We start from the raw sequence: 15,033 nt of genomic DNA on the forward strand, positions 1-15,033 counted from the left end.
CGGAGAAAGATCTATTTTGCCGCCGGGCCGCCCCAAGGCAAAATGCGCCCCCTCGGGGGGCAGCAAGCCCCGAAGGGGCGCGGCGTGGGGGCAATTCCTATTTGCCTTGCCAGACCGGCTTGCGCTTCTCTGCGAAGGCGGTCGCGCCTTCCTTGGCGTCGGCGGAAGAAAAGATGTGCGCGATCAGCGGACGCTGCTGGTCGAACATGCTGGCCTGGTCCCAGTCGCCCGACTGCGCAACCACGCTCTTGGCGGTCTGCACCGCCAGCGGGCCGTTCTCGACAATGGCGCGGGCCAGTTCCAGCGCGCCGGCCAGGGCGGCGCCCGGCTCGGTGATGCGGTTGACCAGGCCGAAGGAATAAGCGCGCTCGGCCGTCAGCATCTCGCCCGTCAGGATCACTTCCATGGCGATGTGGTACGGCAGGCGGCGCGGCAGGCGCAGCATGCCGCCGGCGCCGGCCACCAGGCCGCGCTTGACTTCAGGCAGGCCGAACTTGGCGTTGCTGGCGGCCACGATCAGGTCGGAAGCCAGCGCCATTTCGCAGCCGCCCGCCAGCGCATAGCCTTCCACCGCGGCGATCAGCGGCTTCTTGGGCGGCCGTTCGTTCAGGCCGGCGAAGCCGCGGCCTTCCACGTAGGGGCGCTGCCCGGACTTGGCGAAGGCCTTCAGGTCCATGCCCGACGAGAACGTGCCGCCGCCGCCCGTCAGGATGCCAATGCGGATATCGTCGCGGCTGTCCAGCTGGTCCAGCGCCGCGGCCATGGCCTGCGCGGTTTCCAGGTTGATGGCGTTCTTGGCCTCGGGACGGTTGATCGTGATGATCTGGATGCCGTCGGTGACTTCTACCTTGATCAGGTCTGACATGGGACTGCTCCTTCCGGGAATTCTCGGAATCGGGTTCCGGGTTTTATATAAGACTTGGTACGCAACCTGGAATCATACGATCATTGGTTTCCAGGCGCAGCGGCAGGCCTGCGGGGCGTCCACCAGCGGCACACTGTCCCCCAGCGAACCGCCCCGCAGGCCTAGATGTAACCGTCCGTCCGGCATTCGGGAGCCGGACCGCCCCAGGCCAGTTAAAATGCCGGGTTTCCCACGCCCAGGGCAAGCCTTGCCCGGCGGCCGAATTCCAAGAATCCTATGCTCACCTTTCAGCAAATCATCCTTACGCTCCAGGAATACTGGGACAAGCAGGGTTGCGCCCTGCTGCAGCCCTACGACATGGAAGTCGGCGCCGGCACCTCGCATACCGCCACGTTCCTGCGCGCAATCGGCCCGGAGCCCTGGCGCGCCGCCTACGTGCAGCCCTCGCGCCGCCCCAAGGACGGCCGCTACGGCGAAAACCCCAACCGCCTGCAACACTATTACCAGTACCAGGTCGTGTTGAAGCCCGCGCCCCCGGAAATCCTGGACCTGTACATCGGCTCGCTCAAGGCGCTGGGCATCGATCCTACCCAGCACGACATCCGCTTCGTCGAGGACGACTGGGAAAACCCCACCCTCGGCGCCTGGGGCCTGGGCTGGGAAGTCTGGCTGAACGGCATGGAAGTCACCCAGTTCACCTACTTCCAGCAAGTGGGCGGCCTGGACTGCACCCCGACCACCGGCGAGATCACCTACGGCCTGGAACGCCTGGCCATGTACCTGCAGGACGTGCAAAGCGTGTACGACCTGGTCTGGACCGAAGGCGCCAACGGCAACCGCGTGCTGTACCGCGACGTGTTCCACCAGAACGAGGTGGAACAGTCCACCTACAACTTCGAGCACTCGTCGGCCGACATGCTGTTCTCGCACTTCAATGACTACGAAGCCGAGGCCAAGCGCCTGATGGACGTGCCGCTGGCGCTGCCCGCCTACGAGGCCGCGCTGAAGGCCGCGCACACGTTCAACATGCTGGACGCGCGCGGCGCGATCAGCGTCACCGAGCGCGCCGCCTACATCGGCCGCATCCGCAACCTGTCGCGCGCCGTCGCGCAGGCTTATTACGATTCCCGCGAACGACTGGGCTTTCCCATGCTGGGCCGCGACAAGGCCGCCGGGGAGGCTGCATAAATGACGACGAACATCCGCCCGCTGCTGGTCGAACTGCTGACCGAAGAACTCCCGCCCAAGGCCCTGCAGAAGCTGGGCCAGGCCTTCGCCGAAGGCGTACGCGCCACGCTGGAGCGCCACGGCCTGCTGGCCGCCGGCTGCGCCGCCACGGCGTACTCCACGCCGCGCCGCCTGGCCGTGCACCTGTCCGCCGTGCTGGCGCAGGCGCCGGACCAGCCCTACGCCGAAAAGCTCATGCCGGTGAAGATCGGCCTGACCGAAGACGGCCAGGCCACGCCCGCGCTGCAAAAGAAGCTGGCCGCCAAGGGCCTGGAAAATATCGACCTGTCCACGCTAGAACGCGAATCCGACGGCAAGCAGGACTATCTGGTCGCCCGCGGCACCGCCCCCGGCGCCCAGCTGGCCGCCGGCCTGCAGGAAGGCATCGACGCCGCCATCAACGGCCTGCCCATTCCCAAGGTCATGCGCTACCAGTTGGCCGACGGCGTCACCACCGTCAAGTTCGTGCGTCCGGCGCACGGCCTGGTCGCGCTGTTCGGCGCCGACGTGGTGCCGGTGTCCGCGCTGGGCCTGGCCGCCGGCCGCGACACGCTGGGCCACCGCTTCATGAGCGCGGGCACCGTGTCCATCGCCGACGCCGACGCCTATGCCGCCACCCTGGCCGAAAAGGGCCGCGTGGTGGCCTCGTTCGAAGGCCGCCGCGACGAGATCCAGCGCCAGTTGCTGGACCATGCCGGCCGCCTCAACGCCACGCTGGGCGACGACCCCGAAGTGGCGGCGCTGCTGGACGAGGTCACGGCCCTGGTCGAGCATCCCACCGTCTACGTGGGCCAGTTCGAAGAGCAGTTCCTGCAAGTGCCGCAGGAATGCCTGATCCTGACCATGCGGCTGAACCAGAAGTACTTCCCGCTGTTCGATCCGGCCAGCGGCCGCCTGACGCACCGCTTCCTGATCGTCAGCAACATGCACACCGACAATCCGGTGAACATCGTCGAAGGCAACCAGCGCGTGGTGCGCCCGCGTCTGGCCGACGCGCAGTTCTTCTTCGAGACCGACCGCAAGATCCCCCTGGCCGCGCGTGTCGAGCAACTGGGCAGCATCGTCTACCACAACAAGCTGGGCACCCAGCTCGAACGCGTGGAGCGCGTGCGCGCCATCGCCCGCGGCGTGGCCGAACAGCTGGGCGGCGACGTCTCCGCCGCCGACCGCGCGGCGATGCTGGCCAAGGCCGACCTGGGCTCCAACATGGTGGGCGAATTCCCCGAGCTGCAAGGCGTCATGGGCGCGTACTACGCGGCCGGCGACGGCGAGCCCGACAGCGTGGTGCAGGCCCTGCGCACGCAGTACCGCAACCGCTACGATGCGCCCGTCACCGCTGAATCGCTGACCGCCGCCATCCTGTTCATCGCCGAACGCGTGGAAACCATGGTCGGCATCTGGGCCATCGGCCTGGCGCCCACCGGCGAACGCGACCCCTTCGGCCTGCGCCGCGCCGCGCTGGGCCTGATCAGCGCCTTCGAGCAATTGGCCGCGGGCGGCTGGCTCAAGATCAGCCAGGCCGGCCCCTTGTCGCTGGACGGCCTGCTGCAACTGGCCGCGGGCACCTTCCCCGCCGGCAAGATCCCCGCCGACACGCTGACCGAAGTCCGCGCCTTCATCTATGAGCGCTACCGCAACCAGCTGATCAACGACTTCGACCGCAACGCCGTCGAAGCCGTGATCGCGCTGACCCCGCCGCTGCACCAGGTGGCCGAACGCGTGCGCGCCGCCGCCGCCTTCGCGCAGCTGCCCGAGGCCGCCAGCCTGGCCGCCGCCAACAAGCGCATCGGCAACCTGCTCAAGAAGGCCGAAGGCGAGATCGGCGCGGTGAACGACGCCGCGCTGGTGGAACCGGCCGAGAAGGCCCTGGCCGCCGCCGTGTCCGCGCTGCGCCCGAAGGCCGAGGCGCAGTTGGCCGCCGGCGACTTCGCCGGCAGCCTGAGCACGCTGGCCCAGGTCCGCGAGCCCGTGGACGCCTTCTTTGCCGACGTCATGGTCATGGCCGAAGACCCGGCCGTGCGCGCCAACCGGCTGGCCCTGCTGGGCCAGCTGCATGGCCTGATGAACCAGGTCGCTGACATCTCCAGGCTGGCACAGTGAAACTCATCATCCTCGACCGCGACGGCGTCATCAATCAGGACAGCGATTCGTTCGTCAAGAATCCGGACGAATGGATCGCCCTGCCCGGCAGCCTGCACGCCATCGCCCGGCTGACGCAGGCGGGCTGGAGGGTGGTGGTCGCCACCAACCAGTCGGGCCTGGCGCGCGGCCTGTTCGACATGGACACGCTGACGGCCATCCACACCAAGATGCGGCGCGAACTGGCCGCCGCGGGCGGCAGCATCGACGCGGTCTTCATGTGCCCGCACGGCCCGGACGACAACTGCTCCTGCCGCAAGCCCAAGCCCGGCATGTTCGAGCAGATCGGCCACCGCTACGACGTCGACCTGGCCGGCGTGCCGGCGGTGGGCGATTCGCTGCGCGATCTGCAAGCCTCGTCGTCGGTCGGCTGCTCGCCCTGGCTGGTGCTGACCGGCAACGGCAAGAAGACGCTGGCCAAGGGCGGCTTGCCCGACAACACCCGCGTCTGCGACGACCTGTCGGCCGTGGTCGACACCCTGCTGCAGGACCATTGATCCGATGGCCCGGCTACGTTCGCTGCTGTACTTCCTGTTCCTGGCCATCACGGTCATTCCCTATGCCTTCGCCTGCATTTTGTGGGCGCCGCTGCCGCTGCACTGGCGCTACAAGCTGACCGTGGGCTGGCCGCGCCTGGCCATCTGGGGCGCGCGCGTCTTCTGCGGCATCCGCTGGCAGGTCAAGGGCTGGGAAAACCTGCCCGACGGTCCCGCGGTGCTGCTATCCAAGCACCAGTCGGCCTGGGAAACCCTGTTCTTCCCCGCCCACATGCCGCGCGAAGTCTGCTTCGTCTACAAGCGGGAGCTGCACATGGTGCCGTTCTTCGGCTGGGGCCTGGCGCTGCTGCGCATGATCCCGATCGACCGCGCCAAAGGCCGCGACGCCTTCGAACAGGTGGTCAAGCAAGGCCAGACACGCCTGGACGAAGGCCGCTGGCCCCTGCTGTTCCCCGAGGGCACCCGCGTGCCGCCCGGCAAGACCGGCCGCTTCAAGATGGGCGGCGCGCTGCTGGCCTCGCGCACCGGCGCCGTCGTCATCCCGGTGGCGCACAATGCGGGCGAATGCTGGCGCCGCAATGCGTTCGTGAAGTATCCGGGCATGGTTACCGTCTCCATCGGTCCCGCGATAGAATCCAAGGGACTCTCCCCCGATGACCTGAACAAGAAGGTTCAGGACTGGATCGAAGGGGAAATGCGACGTCTCAATCCAGAAAGGTATGGCCAGCACTGATCAGCTCGAACTCCTGTTCGACGAACAGCAGCACGACGCGCCCACGGGCGCGCCGCCGCTGAACGCCGCGCCGAAGGCCCCGGCCGCGCCTAAGCCGGCCGCACCTAAGGCGGCCCCGCCCAAGCCCCTCTTCCCCGATCCACCACCGGCCGCCGCCCCTGCGGGCGAGCCGCTGCTGACGCTGTCGCCCAACGCGGCCTCGCGCGTCCCGACGCCCTGCCCCGACCCTTTGCCGCCCGGCGCGCGCTGGCGCGAGGTCGCGACCGAACAACAGCCCATCGGCTTCGTGCTGCTGCGCTCGCGCCGCCGCAGCATCGGCTTCGTGATCACCGACGACGGCCTGCGCGTCACCGCCCCGAACTGGGTCACGCTGACGCAGGTCGACGACGCGGTGCGCGAGAAAGCGCGCTGGATCCTCGCCAAACTGCGCGAATGGCACGCCCGCAAGCAACAGCTGGCCATGGCGCACACGCGCTGGCAGCCGGGCGGCGAACTGCCCTACCTGGGCAAGCGCATCGTGATCGGCGTGGGCGGCGACAGCCGCCAGGCCAGCCTGTCGGGCGATGCCGACGCGCCGCAGGATGGCGACACCCTATGGCTGGCCCTGCCGTCCTCGGCGGATCAGGGCCGCATCCGCGATTCGGCCCAAGCCTGGCTGCAGCAGCGCGCCGGCGCCTGGTTCGGCGCGCGCCTGGCCCACTTCCTGCAGGTCAGTGGCCTGAAGATCCAACGCTGGCGCCTGTCCTCGGCCGCCACCCGCTGGGGCTCCTGCACCAGCGACGGCAACATCATGCTGAACTGGCGCCTGATCCATTTCGCGCCCGCCATCATCGACTACGTCATCGCGCACGAGCTTGCCCATTTGCGCGAAATGAACCACAGTCAGGACTTCTGGCGCGAAGTGGGGCAGATCCTGCCCGACTTCGAAGACGCCAAGAACATCCTGCGGCGTCACGACCCCGCATCCTTGCCTCAGTTCTGAGGCATTCTGGAGACACGAGAATGTTGCTGCTGATTCCGGGCCCGGTCACGACCGACGCGCGGGTGAAGGCCGCCATGGCGCAAGACTATGCGCCGTGGGACAACGATTTCCGCCAGACCTACCGGCAGGTCTGCGATGGCGTGCTGCGCGCGGCGCAGGCGTCGCCCGACGAACATGCCGCGCTGGCGCTGCCGGGCTGCGGCCACTTCGCGGTGGAAGCCGCGATCCGCAGCTTCATCCCCGCCGGCGGGCGCCTGCTGGCGCCCTCCACCGGCGCCTACGCCGCCCGCCTGCAGAAACTGGCCAGCGATGCCGGCCGCGTCGCCGTACCGCTGCCCGTGGGCGCCACCGAGCGGATCGATCCATTGGCGGTCGCCCAGGCTCTGGAACAGGATCCCACGCTCTCGCACCTGGCGCTGGTCTACAGCGAAACCGGCAGCGGCATCTGCCACGACGTGCCTGAACTTGCGCGCATCGCGCATGCGCTGGGCCGCCGCGTCATCGTCGACGCCGTGTCCGCCTTCGGCGCGCTGCCCCTGGAGCTGCGCGCCCTGCCCGCCGTGGAAGCCGTGATCGTGACGGCCAACAAATGCCTGGAAGGCATGCCCGGCGCCGCCTTCGTGGTGGCGCGGCGCGACAGCCTGGAAGCCGCGCGCGGCGTCGCCGGCAGCTGGTCGCTGGACCTGGCCGACATCTACCAGCAGAGCCTGCAGCCCAACGCCGGCCCGCGCTTCACGCCGCCCGCGCCCACGCTGGCGGCGCTGGCCGTGGCGCTGGAGCTGCACCGCGAAGAAGGCCGCGAGGCCCGCCTGGCGCGCTACACCGCCAATATGCGCACGCTATATGATGGCGTCAGGGAGCTGGGCCTGGCGCCCTACCTGCCGCCCGCGCTGCAGGGCCCCATCGTCGTCAACGTCCGCGCCCCGGACGCGCCGACCTGGAACCTGCAACTGTTCGTGGACGCCCTCAAGCGCCGCGGCTACGTGCTCAGCAACTTCTACAACACCGAACAGCCTTCGTTCCGGGTCGGCTGCATCGGCGCCTTCGGGCCCGACCAGATGCGGCAGGCAGTCGACGCCATGGGCGGCGCGCTGCGCGACATCGGCATCACCCGGGAAGCCGCCGGCAACGGCGGATTCTTCCCGCTCCCCCTCACCGCTTAAGGAAAACATCCCATGCGTATGCTCCACACCATGCTGCGAGTCGGCAACCTCGACAAGTCCATCGACTTCTACACCAACGTGCTCGGCATGCGCGTCCTGCGCCGCAACGACTACCCCGAGGGCAAATTCACGCTGGCCTTCGTCGGCTACCAGGACGAAACCGAAGGCGCCGTCATCGAACTGACCCACAACTGGGACACGGACAAGTACGACCTGGGCACCGGCTATGGCCACATCGCCCTGGAAGTCGACAACGCCTACGAAGCCTGTGACAAGGTCAAGGAAAAAGGCGGCAAGGTCACGCGCGAAGCCGGCCCGATGAAGCACGGCAAGACGGTCATCGCCTTTGTCGAGGATCCCGACGGCTACAAGATCGAGTTCATCCAGAAGAAAGGCCGCCAGGACTGAGCCCCGCGCGGCTGACGCCAGGAAGACACTCCCATGATCCACACCATCCTGAAAATGGGCGATCCGCGGCTGCTGCGCGTGGCCGCGCCCGTCGAACGCTACGACACGCCCGAGCTGCATGCGCTAATCGACGACATGTTCGAAACCATGGCCGCCGCGCAAGGGGTGGGCCTGGCCGCGCCGCAGATCGGCGTGGACCTGCAGCTGGTGATCTTCGGCTTCGACCGCAACGAGCGTTATCCGGACGCGCCCGCCGTGCCGCAGACCATCCTGTGCAATCCCGTCATCACGCCGCTGTCGGACGAGCTGGAAGACGGCTGGGAAGGCTGCCTGTCGGTGCCGGGCCTGCGCGGCCTGGTGCCGCGCTACCGCCGCATCCGCTACAGCGGGCGCGACCCCTACGGCCAGCTCATCGAGCGCGAGGCCGAGGGCTTTCACGCCCGGGTGGTGCAGCATGAATGCGATCACCTGATAGGCCGGCTCTATCCGTCGCGCATCCAGGACTTCAGCAAGTTCGGATTCACGGAAATCCTGTTCCCGGACATGGATCCGAACCAGGACGACTGAGGCCCCGCTCCCGCCTTGCGGGAGCTTGCGTCTCTACCCTAAGCCTCGCCCGAGTCCGTCTTGGCGGCCTGCGGCGACAGCTCCTCGGGCGCGAAATCGTCCACCTGCAACACCCTTGCTATCAGGGCCTCGGCCTCCTCCAGCTCGGTCGCCTGCAAATCGGTAATAGCGCCGCGCTGGTGGGCTTCACGCCAATCACGCACCCCGGACTGGCGCAGGCGGTCGCGCAGTGGCTGCACCGCGTCCGCCAGCGCGAAGGCGCGGGTCAGCAGGCCCACCGGATCGTCGCCGGCGCTTCCAGCCTCGCGGTGCAGGTCGGCTGCCAGGCGCACATGGGTGGGCGAAGGCTTGAGCAGCAGTTCCGCGCATTTCCGGGTCAGCTCATCCCCCGGCCCCTTGGCTAATCGCAGCGGCAGGATGGCGGCGCGCAGCCCCCATGACAACACGCGGCCCGGCAGGTTGCGCAAGACCTGGTCCATGCTTTTCTCGATACTGGCGCAGCCCTGCTCCATGCACCAATGCACCAGCGGCAGGTCGTCGTGCTTGCGGCCCTCGTCTTCCCAGCGCTTGAGCACCGCCGACAGCAGGTACAGCTCGGACAGGATGTCGCCCAGGCGCGCGGAGATCATTTCACGGCGCTTCAGGCCTCCGCCCAGCTGCGCCAGAGTGGCGTCGGCCAGCAGCGCGAAACCCGAGGCGTAGCGGCCCAGCCGCCGGTAGTGCCCAGCCACGGGCCCGGACGACGGCGCGGGCGCCAGCATCCCGCCGGTCCAGGCGCGGCCGATGGCGCGCAGCGCGTTGATGCCCGTGTGGCGCAGATGGCGCCAGAACACGTCGTGGAAGACCTCCATGCCGCGGTCTTCGTCGGGATTGCCCAGCGCCAGGATTTCCGGCATCAGATAAGGATGTGCGCGGATCGCGCCCTGGCCGAAGATGATCAGGTTGCGCGTCAGGATGTTGGCGCCCTCGACCGTGATGGCGATGGGCACGGCGCGGTACAGCGCGCCCAGGTAATTGCTGGGGCCGTCGATGACGGCGCGGCCGGCATGGATGTCCATCGCGTCGTTGACCGAACCGCGCATGCGCTCGGTGGCGTGGTACTTCATGATGCCGGAGACCACCGCCGGCTTGACGCCCTGGTTCAGCGCGGCGCAGGTCAGGCGCCTGGCGGCCTCCACCAGATAGGCATTGCCCGCCAGCCGCGCCAGCCCTTCCTGCACGCCTTCGAACTTGCCGATGGGGATGCCGAACTGTTCGCGCACGCGGGCGTACATGCCCGTGGTGTGCGCGCACATCGCGGCGGCGGCGGCCGACAGCGACGGCAAGGAGATGCCCCGCCCCGCCGCCAGCGCGCTCATCAGCATCTGCCAGCCGTGCCCGGCGCGCTCGGCGCCGCCGATCAGCGCGTCCAGCGGCACGAACACGTCGCGCCCGCGGTTGGGGCCGTTCTGGAAGACCTGCATGGCGGGCAGGTGGCGGCGCCCGATCTCCACGCCGGGCGCTTCGGTCGGCACCAGGGCGACCGATATGCCGATGTCCTTGGCGCCGCCCAGGATGCCGTCGGGATCGGACAGCTTGAAAGCCAGGCCCAGCACCGTCGCCACCGGCCCCAGCGTGATGTAGCGCTTGTGCCAGTTCAGCCGGATGCCGATCAGTTCGCGTCCGTCCACCACCTGGCGGCACACCACGCCGGTATCCACCATGGACGCGGCGTCCGAGCCGGCCTCGGGGCTGGTCAGGCCGAAGCATGGCACCTCGCGCCCGTCCGCCAGCCGCGGCAGCCAATAGTCGCGCTGCGCCGGCGTGCCGAACTGCATCAGCAATTCGCCGGGCCCCAGCGAGTTGGGCACCATGACGGTGACGCCCGCCGTGATGGAATAGGCCGAGATGCGCCGCACGACCTCGGAGTGCGCATAGGGCGAAAAGCCCAGGCCGCCGTAGCGCCGCGGAATGATCATGCCAAAGAAGCGTTCGGCCTTCAGGAAATCCCATACCTCCGGCGGCAGGTCGCGCCGGTTCCAGGTGATGTCCCATTCGTCGAGCATGGCGCAGAGCCGGGCCAGCGGACCGTCGATGAAGCGCTGTTCGTCCGCGCTCAGCGTGGCCGCCGGCACGCCCAGCAGCTTGCGCCAGTCGGGATTGCCGGTGAACAGGTCCGCGTCCCACCAGGTGTCTCCGGCCTCGATGGCCTCGCGCTCCGTGGCCGACATGGCCGGCAGCGCATTGCGCGCCCAGCGGTAAGCGGGTTCCGAGATGCGGCGCCGGCGCCATGCATTGAAGTCCATGAGTGTTCCTCACTGTTATGGCCCCAGGCCCCAGGGCGTATCAGGTCAAAGTACCAGAATTGGCGGCGCCGGGCCAAGCTGCGGCCTGCCGACTCTGCGACAATGGGCCTCGGCGCGCAGCGCGCAATCCATCGCTATCCGGGCAGTCTCCGCATGCTGAACAAACTCTGGCTGGGCTTTTTCCTTACCGCGGCCGCGGCGGCGCTGTACCGCTGGCTGGTCATCGGCGACCCCGAAGTCTTCCGCATGATGGTGGCCAGCCTGTTCGACATGGCCCGCGTGTCGGTGGAAGTGATGGTGCTGCTGTTCGGCACGCTGACGCTGTGGCTGGGCTTTCTGCGCATCGCCGAGGGCGCGGGCCTGGTGGAAAAGCTGGCGCGCCTGCTGGGTCCGCTGTTCGCGCGCCTGATGCCTGGGGTGCCGCGCAACCACCCCGCCATCGGCCTGATCACGCTGAACTTCGCCGCCAACGGCCTGGGGCTGGACAATGCCGCCACCCCCATCGGGCTGCGCGCCATGCGCGAATTGCAGTCGCTGAATCCCACGCCCGAAACCGCCAGCAATGCGCAGATCCTGTTCCTGGTGCTGAATGCGTCGTCGCTGACCCTGCTGCCGGTGACGCTGTTCATGTTCCGGGCGCAACAGGGCGCGCCGGACCCGACGCTGGTGTTCCTGCCCATCCTGCTGGCCACCAGCGCCTCGACGCTGGCCGGCTTCCTGGCCGTGGCGGCCTGCCAGCGCCTGCGCCTGATCGATCCGGTCGTGATGTTGTGGCTGGGCGGCGCGGCGCTGCTCATGGGCGGATTCATGGCGCTGCTGGCCAGCATGTCGGCCGCGGCCATCGCCTCGCTGTCGTCGCTGCTGGGCAACCTTGCGCTGTTCGGCATCCTGCTGGCCTTCCTGATCGCAGGCGCCTGGAAGAAGGTGCCGGTCTATGAGGCCTTCATCGAAGGCGCCAAGGAAGGCTTCGACATCGCCAAGAGCCTGCTGCCCTATCTGGTCGCGATGCTATGCGCGGTGGGCGTGCTGCGCGCATCGGGCGCGCTGGATTTCCTGCTCGACGGCATCCGCTGGCTGGCGGTGCAGGCTGGCTGGGACACGCGCTTCGTGGACGCCTTGCCGACCGCTTTGGTCAAACCCTTCTCAGGCAGCGCCGCGCGCGCCATGATGCTGGAAACCATGACGCATTTCGGCGTGGACAGCTTCCCCGCGCTGCTGGCCGCGGTGGTCCAGGGCAGCACCGAGACCACCTTCTACGTGCTGGCGGTGTACTTCGGATCGGTAGGCATACTGCGGGCGCGCCACGCGGTGGGCTGCGCCCTGATCGCCGATCTGGCCGGCGTGCTGGCGGCCATTGGCGTGTGCTACTGGTTCTTCGGCTAGGACGAGCCACGGGGCAAGGAGCGCCAGCCTGGCGCGGCGCCCTTGCCCCTCGGCATCAATCCACCAGCAGGATCTTCATGCCGTTGGTGCCGCCGCTGTCGCGGTAGAAATCGCCCTTGGTCAGGATCACCCAATCGCCGGTCTGCACCAAGTTGCGCTTGCGCAGTTCATCGATGGCGGCGTTGCTCAGGTCGGCCGGCTCGTAGTCCGACGGCGCGAACGGAATCGTGTAGACGCCGCGGAACATGGCCACCCGGTTCTGCGTGGCGCTGTGCGGGCTGTAGCAGTAGATCGGCACGCCCGAGCGGATGCGCGACATGATCAGCGGCGTATGGCCGCTTTCGGTCAGCGAGATGATGGCCTTGACGCCGGGAAAATGGTTGGCCGCGTACATGGCCGCCAGCGCGATGGTCTCGTCGCAGCGCGTGAAGGTCTCGCCCAGGCGGTGATGCGACTTGGTGGACGTGGGGTGCTTTTCCGCGCCCAGGCAGACGCGGGCCATGGCCTGCACGGTTTCCACGGGATACTGGCCCGATGCGCTTTCCGCGGACAGCATGACGGCGTCGGTGTAGTCCAGCACCGCGTTGGCCACGTCGGACACTTCGGCCCGCGTGGGCATGGGGCTGGAGATCATGGACTCCATCATCTGCGTCGCGGTGATGACGACCTTGTTCAGGGTGCGCGCGTGCTGGATGATGCGCTTCTGGATGCCCACCAGTTCGGCATCGCCCACTTCCACGCCCAAGTCCCCGCGCGCCACCATCACGCCGTCGCTGGCGCGGATCAGCGCGTCCAGCGCCTCGTCGTCGGCCACGGCTTCCGCGCGCTCGATCTTGGCGATGATCCAGGCCTGGCTGCCGGCGGCAGCCAGCAGCGTGCGCGCCTCGTCGATGTCGCTGCCATACCGCGGAAACGATACCGCCACGTACTCCAGATTCATTTCGGCGGCCAGCTTGATGTCGACGCGGTCCTTGTCGGTCAGGCTGGGCGCGGACAGGCCGCCGCCGCGGCGGTTGATGCCCTTGTTGTTCGACAGCGGGCCGCCCACCGTCACGGTGGTGTGGACCTCGTCGCCCTCGACGCTGTCCACCACCAGCACCACGCGGCCGTCATCCAGCAGCAACTCGTCGCCGACGCGGCAGTCCTGCACCAGTTCGGGGTAGTCGATGCCGACGATGCTGGCCGTGCCGGCTTCCTTGGGGTGCACGCGCGACAGCGTGAACGGCTGGCCGACCTGCAGCTGCACCAGCTTGTCGGTGAAGCGCGCGATGCGGATCTTGGGGCCTTGCAGATCGCCCATGATGGCGACGAAACGGCCCTGCCTGGCGGCGATCTCGCGCACCATGCGGGCGCGTTCGCGATGGTCGTCCGCGCTGCCATGCGAGAAGTTCAGGCGGGCCACGTCCAGGCCCGCGCGGATCAACGCTTCAATGCGTTCGGGCGTCGAAGTCGAAGGTCCCAGGGTGGCGACAATTTTGGTGCGGCGCAATACGGGCATGGCGATCCACTCTCGCTAAAACAACAAAAACGCTATGGTACGCCGGCCACGCCCACGCAGGTATCATGGGCATCATCTCAACCGACAAACGAGCTCGACCGAACCCGTGAAAATCGTCATCGCCCCCGACTCTTTCAAAGAAAGCGTGTCCGCGCCCGATGCCGCGGCAGCCATTGCGCGCGGCGTGAAGGCCGCCTTTCCTGGCGCCCATACGGTGTGTATTCCGATGGCCGACGGCGGCGAAGGCACGGTCGAAGCCGTGCTCGCGGCGACCGGCGGCAAGGAACGCCAGCTTACGGTGAACGATGCGTTGGGCTACAAGGTCGACGCCGTGTGGGGGCTGCTGGAAGACTGCACGGCGGTGATCGAAATGGCCGCGGCGGCGGGCCTGGAACTCATCGCGCCTTCCAAGCGCGATCCCATGCGCGCCAGCAGCCACGGCGTGGGCGAACTGATGCTGGCCGCCCTGAACGCGGGCGCCAAACGCATCATCCTGGGCCTGGGCGGCTCGGCCACCAACGACGCGGGCGCCGGCATGCTGACGGCCCTGGGAGTGCGCCTGCTGGACGCGGACGGCCGCAGCCTGCCGCCTGGCGGCGGCGCGCTGGGCAAGCTGGCCAGCATCGATACCCACGGCCTGGATCCGCGCCTGGCCCAGATCCGCATCGACATCGCCTCCGACGTGGACAACCCCTTGTGCGGCCCGCAAGGCGCCTCGCACGTGTTCGGCCCGCAAAAAGGCGCAACGCCAGAACAGGTGCTGACGCTGGACCAGATGCTGACGAATTTCGCCGACGTGTGCGCCAGGCACCTGGGGGCCGACCACCGCGATCACCCCGGCGCGGGCGCGGCAGGCGGCTTGGGATTCGCGGCCAAGGCCTTCCTCAACGCGCAATTCCGGCCCGGCGTGGAGATCGTGGCGGAACTGGGCGGCCTGGCCCAGGCGGTCGAGGGCGCGGCCCTGGTATTCACCGGCGAAGGCCGCATGGACGCGCAGACCCTGCGCGGCAAGACCCCTGCCGGCGTGGCGAAGATCGCGCAGCGCGCGGGCGTGCCCGTGGTGGCGCTGGCCGGCTCGCTCGGCGAAGGCTACGAAGCGCTGCATGCCTGCGGCATCAGCGCCGCCTTCAGCCTGGCGCCCGGCCCCATCACGCTGCAGCAGGCGCTCACCGACGCGGAAAAACTGCTGGCCGACCGTGCCCGCGACGTCATGCAACTCTGGATGACCGCGCAGAAACGCATGTTGTAGGAACCCAAATGAAAGAAGCCCGCTTACGCGGGCTTCT

13 protein-coding genes are annotated in these 15,033 nt (G+C 68.3%); 10 read left to right on the forward strand and 3 right to left on the reverse strand.

Features of this window, described 5'->3' with window-relative positions:
- Nucleotides 1-97 precede the first annotated feature (97 nt).
- Nucleotides 98-865, reverse strand: coding sequence for a crotonase/enoyl-CoA hydratase family protein (locus tag BRO63_RS03360; protein WP_088138524.1), 768 nt, complete (start codon nucleotides 863-865; stop codon nucleotides 98-100).
- Nucleotides 866-1,141: 276 nt separating this feature from the next.
- Here BRO63_RS03360 and glyQ point away from each other — a divergent pair, with 276 nt between their 5' ends.
- Genes glyQ through def form a run of 8 tightly spaced genes read left to right on the forward strand, consistent with a single transcriptional unit; the run spans nucleotide 1,142 to nucleotide 8,581 of the window.
- The gene (glyQ, locus tag BRO63_RS03365; protein ID WP_088138525.1) at nucleotides 1,142-2,053 is read left to right on the forward strand and encodes a glycine--tRNA ligase subunit alpha; all 912 of its coding nucleotides are present in this window, start codon (nucleotides 1,142-1,144) and stop codon (nucleotides 2,051-2,053) included.
- Entirely contained in the window at nucleotides 2,054-4,192 is a 2,139-nt protein-coding gene (gene glyS, locus BRO63_RS03370) for a glycine--tRNA ligase subunit beta (RefSeq protein ID WP_088138526.1), read from the forward strand.
- Nucleotides 4,189-4,728: a D-glycero-beta-D-manno-heptose 1,7-bisphosphate 7-phosphatase gene (gene gmhB / locus BRO63_RS03375; protein WP_088138527.1), complete on the forward strand. Its 540-nt coding sequence runs from the start codon at nucleotides 4,189-4,191 to the stop codon at nucleotides 4,726-4,728. Before glyS ends, gmhB begins: the two co-directional genes overlap by 4 nt.
- A gap of 4 nt (nucleotides 4,729-4,732) precedes the next feature.
- Complete coding sequence (locus tag BRO63_RS03380) at nucleotides 4,733-5,461, forward strand: lysophospholipid acyltransferase family protein (RefSeq protein WP_088138528.1); 729 nt, start codon at nucleotides 4,733-4,735, stop codon at nucleotides 5,459-5,461.
- Nucleotides 5,448-6,443, forward strand: coding sequence for a M48 family metallopeptidase (locus tag BRO63_RS03385; protein ID WP_179215027.1), 996 nt, complete (start codon nucleotides 5,448-5,450; stop codon nucleotides 6,441-6,443). Before BRO63_RS03380 ends, BRO63_RS03385 begins: the two co-directional genes overlap by 14 nt.
- A 20-nt stretch (nucleotides 6,444-6,463) precedes the next feature.
- On the forward strand, nucleotides 6,464-7,606 hold the full coding sequence (locus BRO63_RS03390) for a 2-aminoethylphosphonate--pyruvate transaminase (protein ID WP_088138529.1): 1,143 nt from the start codon (nucleotides 6,464-6,466) through the stop codon (nucleotides 7,604-7,606).
- A gap of 12 nt (nucleotides 7,607-7,618) precedes the next feature.
- Nucleotides 7,619-8,014: a lactoylglutathione lyase gene (gloA, locus tag BRO63_RS03395; RefSeq protein ID WP_088138530.1), complete on the forward strand. Its 396-nt coding sequence runs from the start codon at nucleotides 7,619-7,621 to the stop codon at nucleotides 8,012-8,014.
- 33 nt (nucleotides 8,015-8,047) lie between these two features.
- Nucleotides 8,048-8,581 (forward strand): peptide deformylase, encoded by a 534-nt coding sequence (gene def, locus BRO63_RS03400; protein ID WP_088138531.1) that lies wholly within the window; start codon nucleotides 8,048-8,050, stop codon nucleotides 8,579-8,581.
- Between the two features lie 38 nt (nucleotides 8,582-8,619).
- Here the strand turns inward: def and BRO63_RS03405 are convergent, their stop codons facing one another.
- Nucleotides 8,620-10,866 carry an acyl-CoA dehydrogenase gene (locus BRO63_RS03405; RefSeq protein ID WP_088138532.1) on the reverse strand — a complete coding sequence of 749 codons (2,247 nt, stop codon included), beginning with the start codon at nucleotides 10,864-10,866 and terminating at the stop codon, nucleotides 8,620-8,622.
- A gap of 153 nt (nucleotides 10,867-11,019) precedes the next feature.
- On the opposite strand from BRO63_RS03405, the gene BRO63_RS03410 reads away from it, so the two are divergent.
- A complete protein-coding gene (locus tag BRO63_RS03410; RefSeq protein ID WP_088138628.1) occupies nucleotides 11,020-12,249 on the forward strand; it encodes a nucleoside recognition domain-containing protein in 1,230 nt (409 codons plus the stop codon).
- Between the two features lie 55 nt (nucleotides 12,250-12,304).
- Here BRO63_RS03410 and pyk read toward each other — a convergent pair whose 3' ends face one another.
- Entirely contained in the window at nucleotides 12,305-13,747 is a 1,443-nt protein-coding gene (gene pyk / locus BRO63_RS03415) for a pyruvate kinase (protein WP_088138533.1), read from the reverse strand.
- A gap of 106 nt (nucleotides 13,748-13,853) precedes the next feature.
- Between pyk and BRO63_RS03420 the strand changes: the two genes are divergently transcribed.
- Nucleotides 13,854-14,996, forward strand: coding sequence for a glycerate kinase (locus tag BRO63_RS03420; protein ID WP_088138534.1), 1,143 nt, complete (start codon nucleotides 13,854-13,856; stop codon nucleotides 14,994-14,996).
- Nucleotides 14,997-15,033: the final 37 nt, after the last annotated feature.

This window comes from Achromobacter xylosoxidans, from assembly GCF_002192695.1.
GTDB classification, from domain to species: domain Bacteria; phylum Pseudomonadota; class Gammaproteobacteria; order Burkholderiales; family Burkholderiaceae_B; genus Achromobacter; species Achromobacter xylosoxidans_C.

Coding starts and splice junctions, on each gene's coding strand:
- def (WP_088138531.1), top strand. CDS start 8,048: ATGATCCACACCATCCTGAAAATGGGCGATCCGCGGCTGCTGCGCGTG.
- gloA (WP_088138530.1), top strand. CDS start 7,619: ATGCGTATGCTCCACACCATGCTGCGAGTCGGCAACCTCGACAAGTCC.
- BRO63_RS03360 (WP_088138524.1), bottom strand. CDS start 865: ATGTCAGACCTGATCAAGGTAGAAGTCACCGACGGCATCCAGATCATC.
- BRO63_RS03410 (WP_088138628.1), top strand. CDS start 11,020: ATGCTGAACAAACTCTGGCTGGGCTTTTTCCTTACCGCGGCCGCGGCG.
- BRO63_RS03380 (WP_088138528.1), top strand. CDS start 4,733: ATGGCCCGGCTACGTTCGCTGCTGTACTTCCTGTTCCTGGCCATCACG.
- BRO63_RS03385 (WP_179215027.1), top strand. CDS start 5,448: ATGGCCAGCACTGATCAGCTCGAACTCCTGTTCGACGAACAGCAGCAC.
- BRO63_RS03390 (WP_088138529.1), top strand. CDS start 6,464: ATGTTGCTGCTGATTCCGGGCCCGGTCACGACCGACGCGCGGGTGAAG.
- glyQ (WP_088138525.1), top strand. CDS start 1,142: ATGCTCACCTTTCAGCAAATCATCCTTACGCTCCAGGAATACTGGGAC.
- pyk (WP_088138533.1), bottom strand. CDS start 13,747: ATGCCCGTATTGCGCCGCACCAAAATTGTCGCCACCCTGGGACCTTCG.
- glyS (WP_088138526.1), top strand. CDS start 2,054: ATGACGACGAACATCCGCCCGCTGCTGGTCGAACTGCTGACCGAAGAA.
- BRO63_RS03405 (WP_088138532.1), bottom strand. CDS start 10,866: ATGGACTTCAATGCATGGCGCCGGCGCCGCATCTCGGAACCCGCTTAC.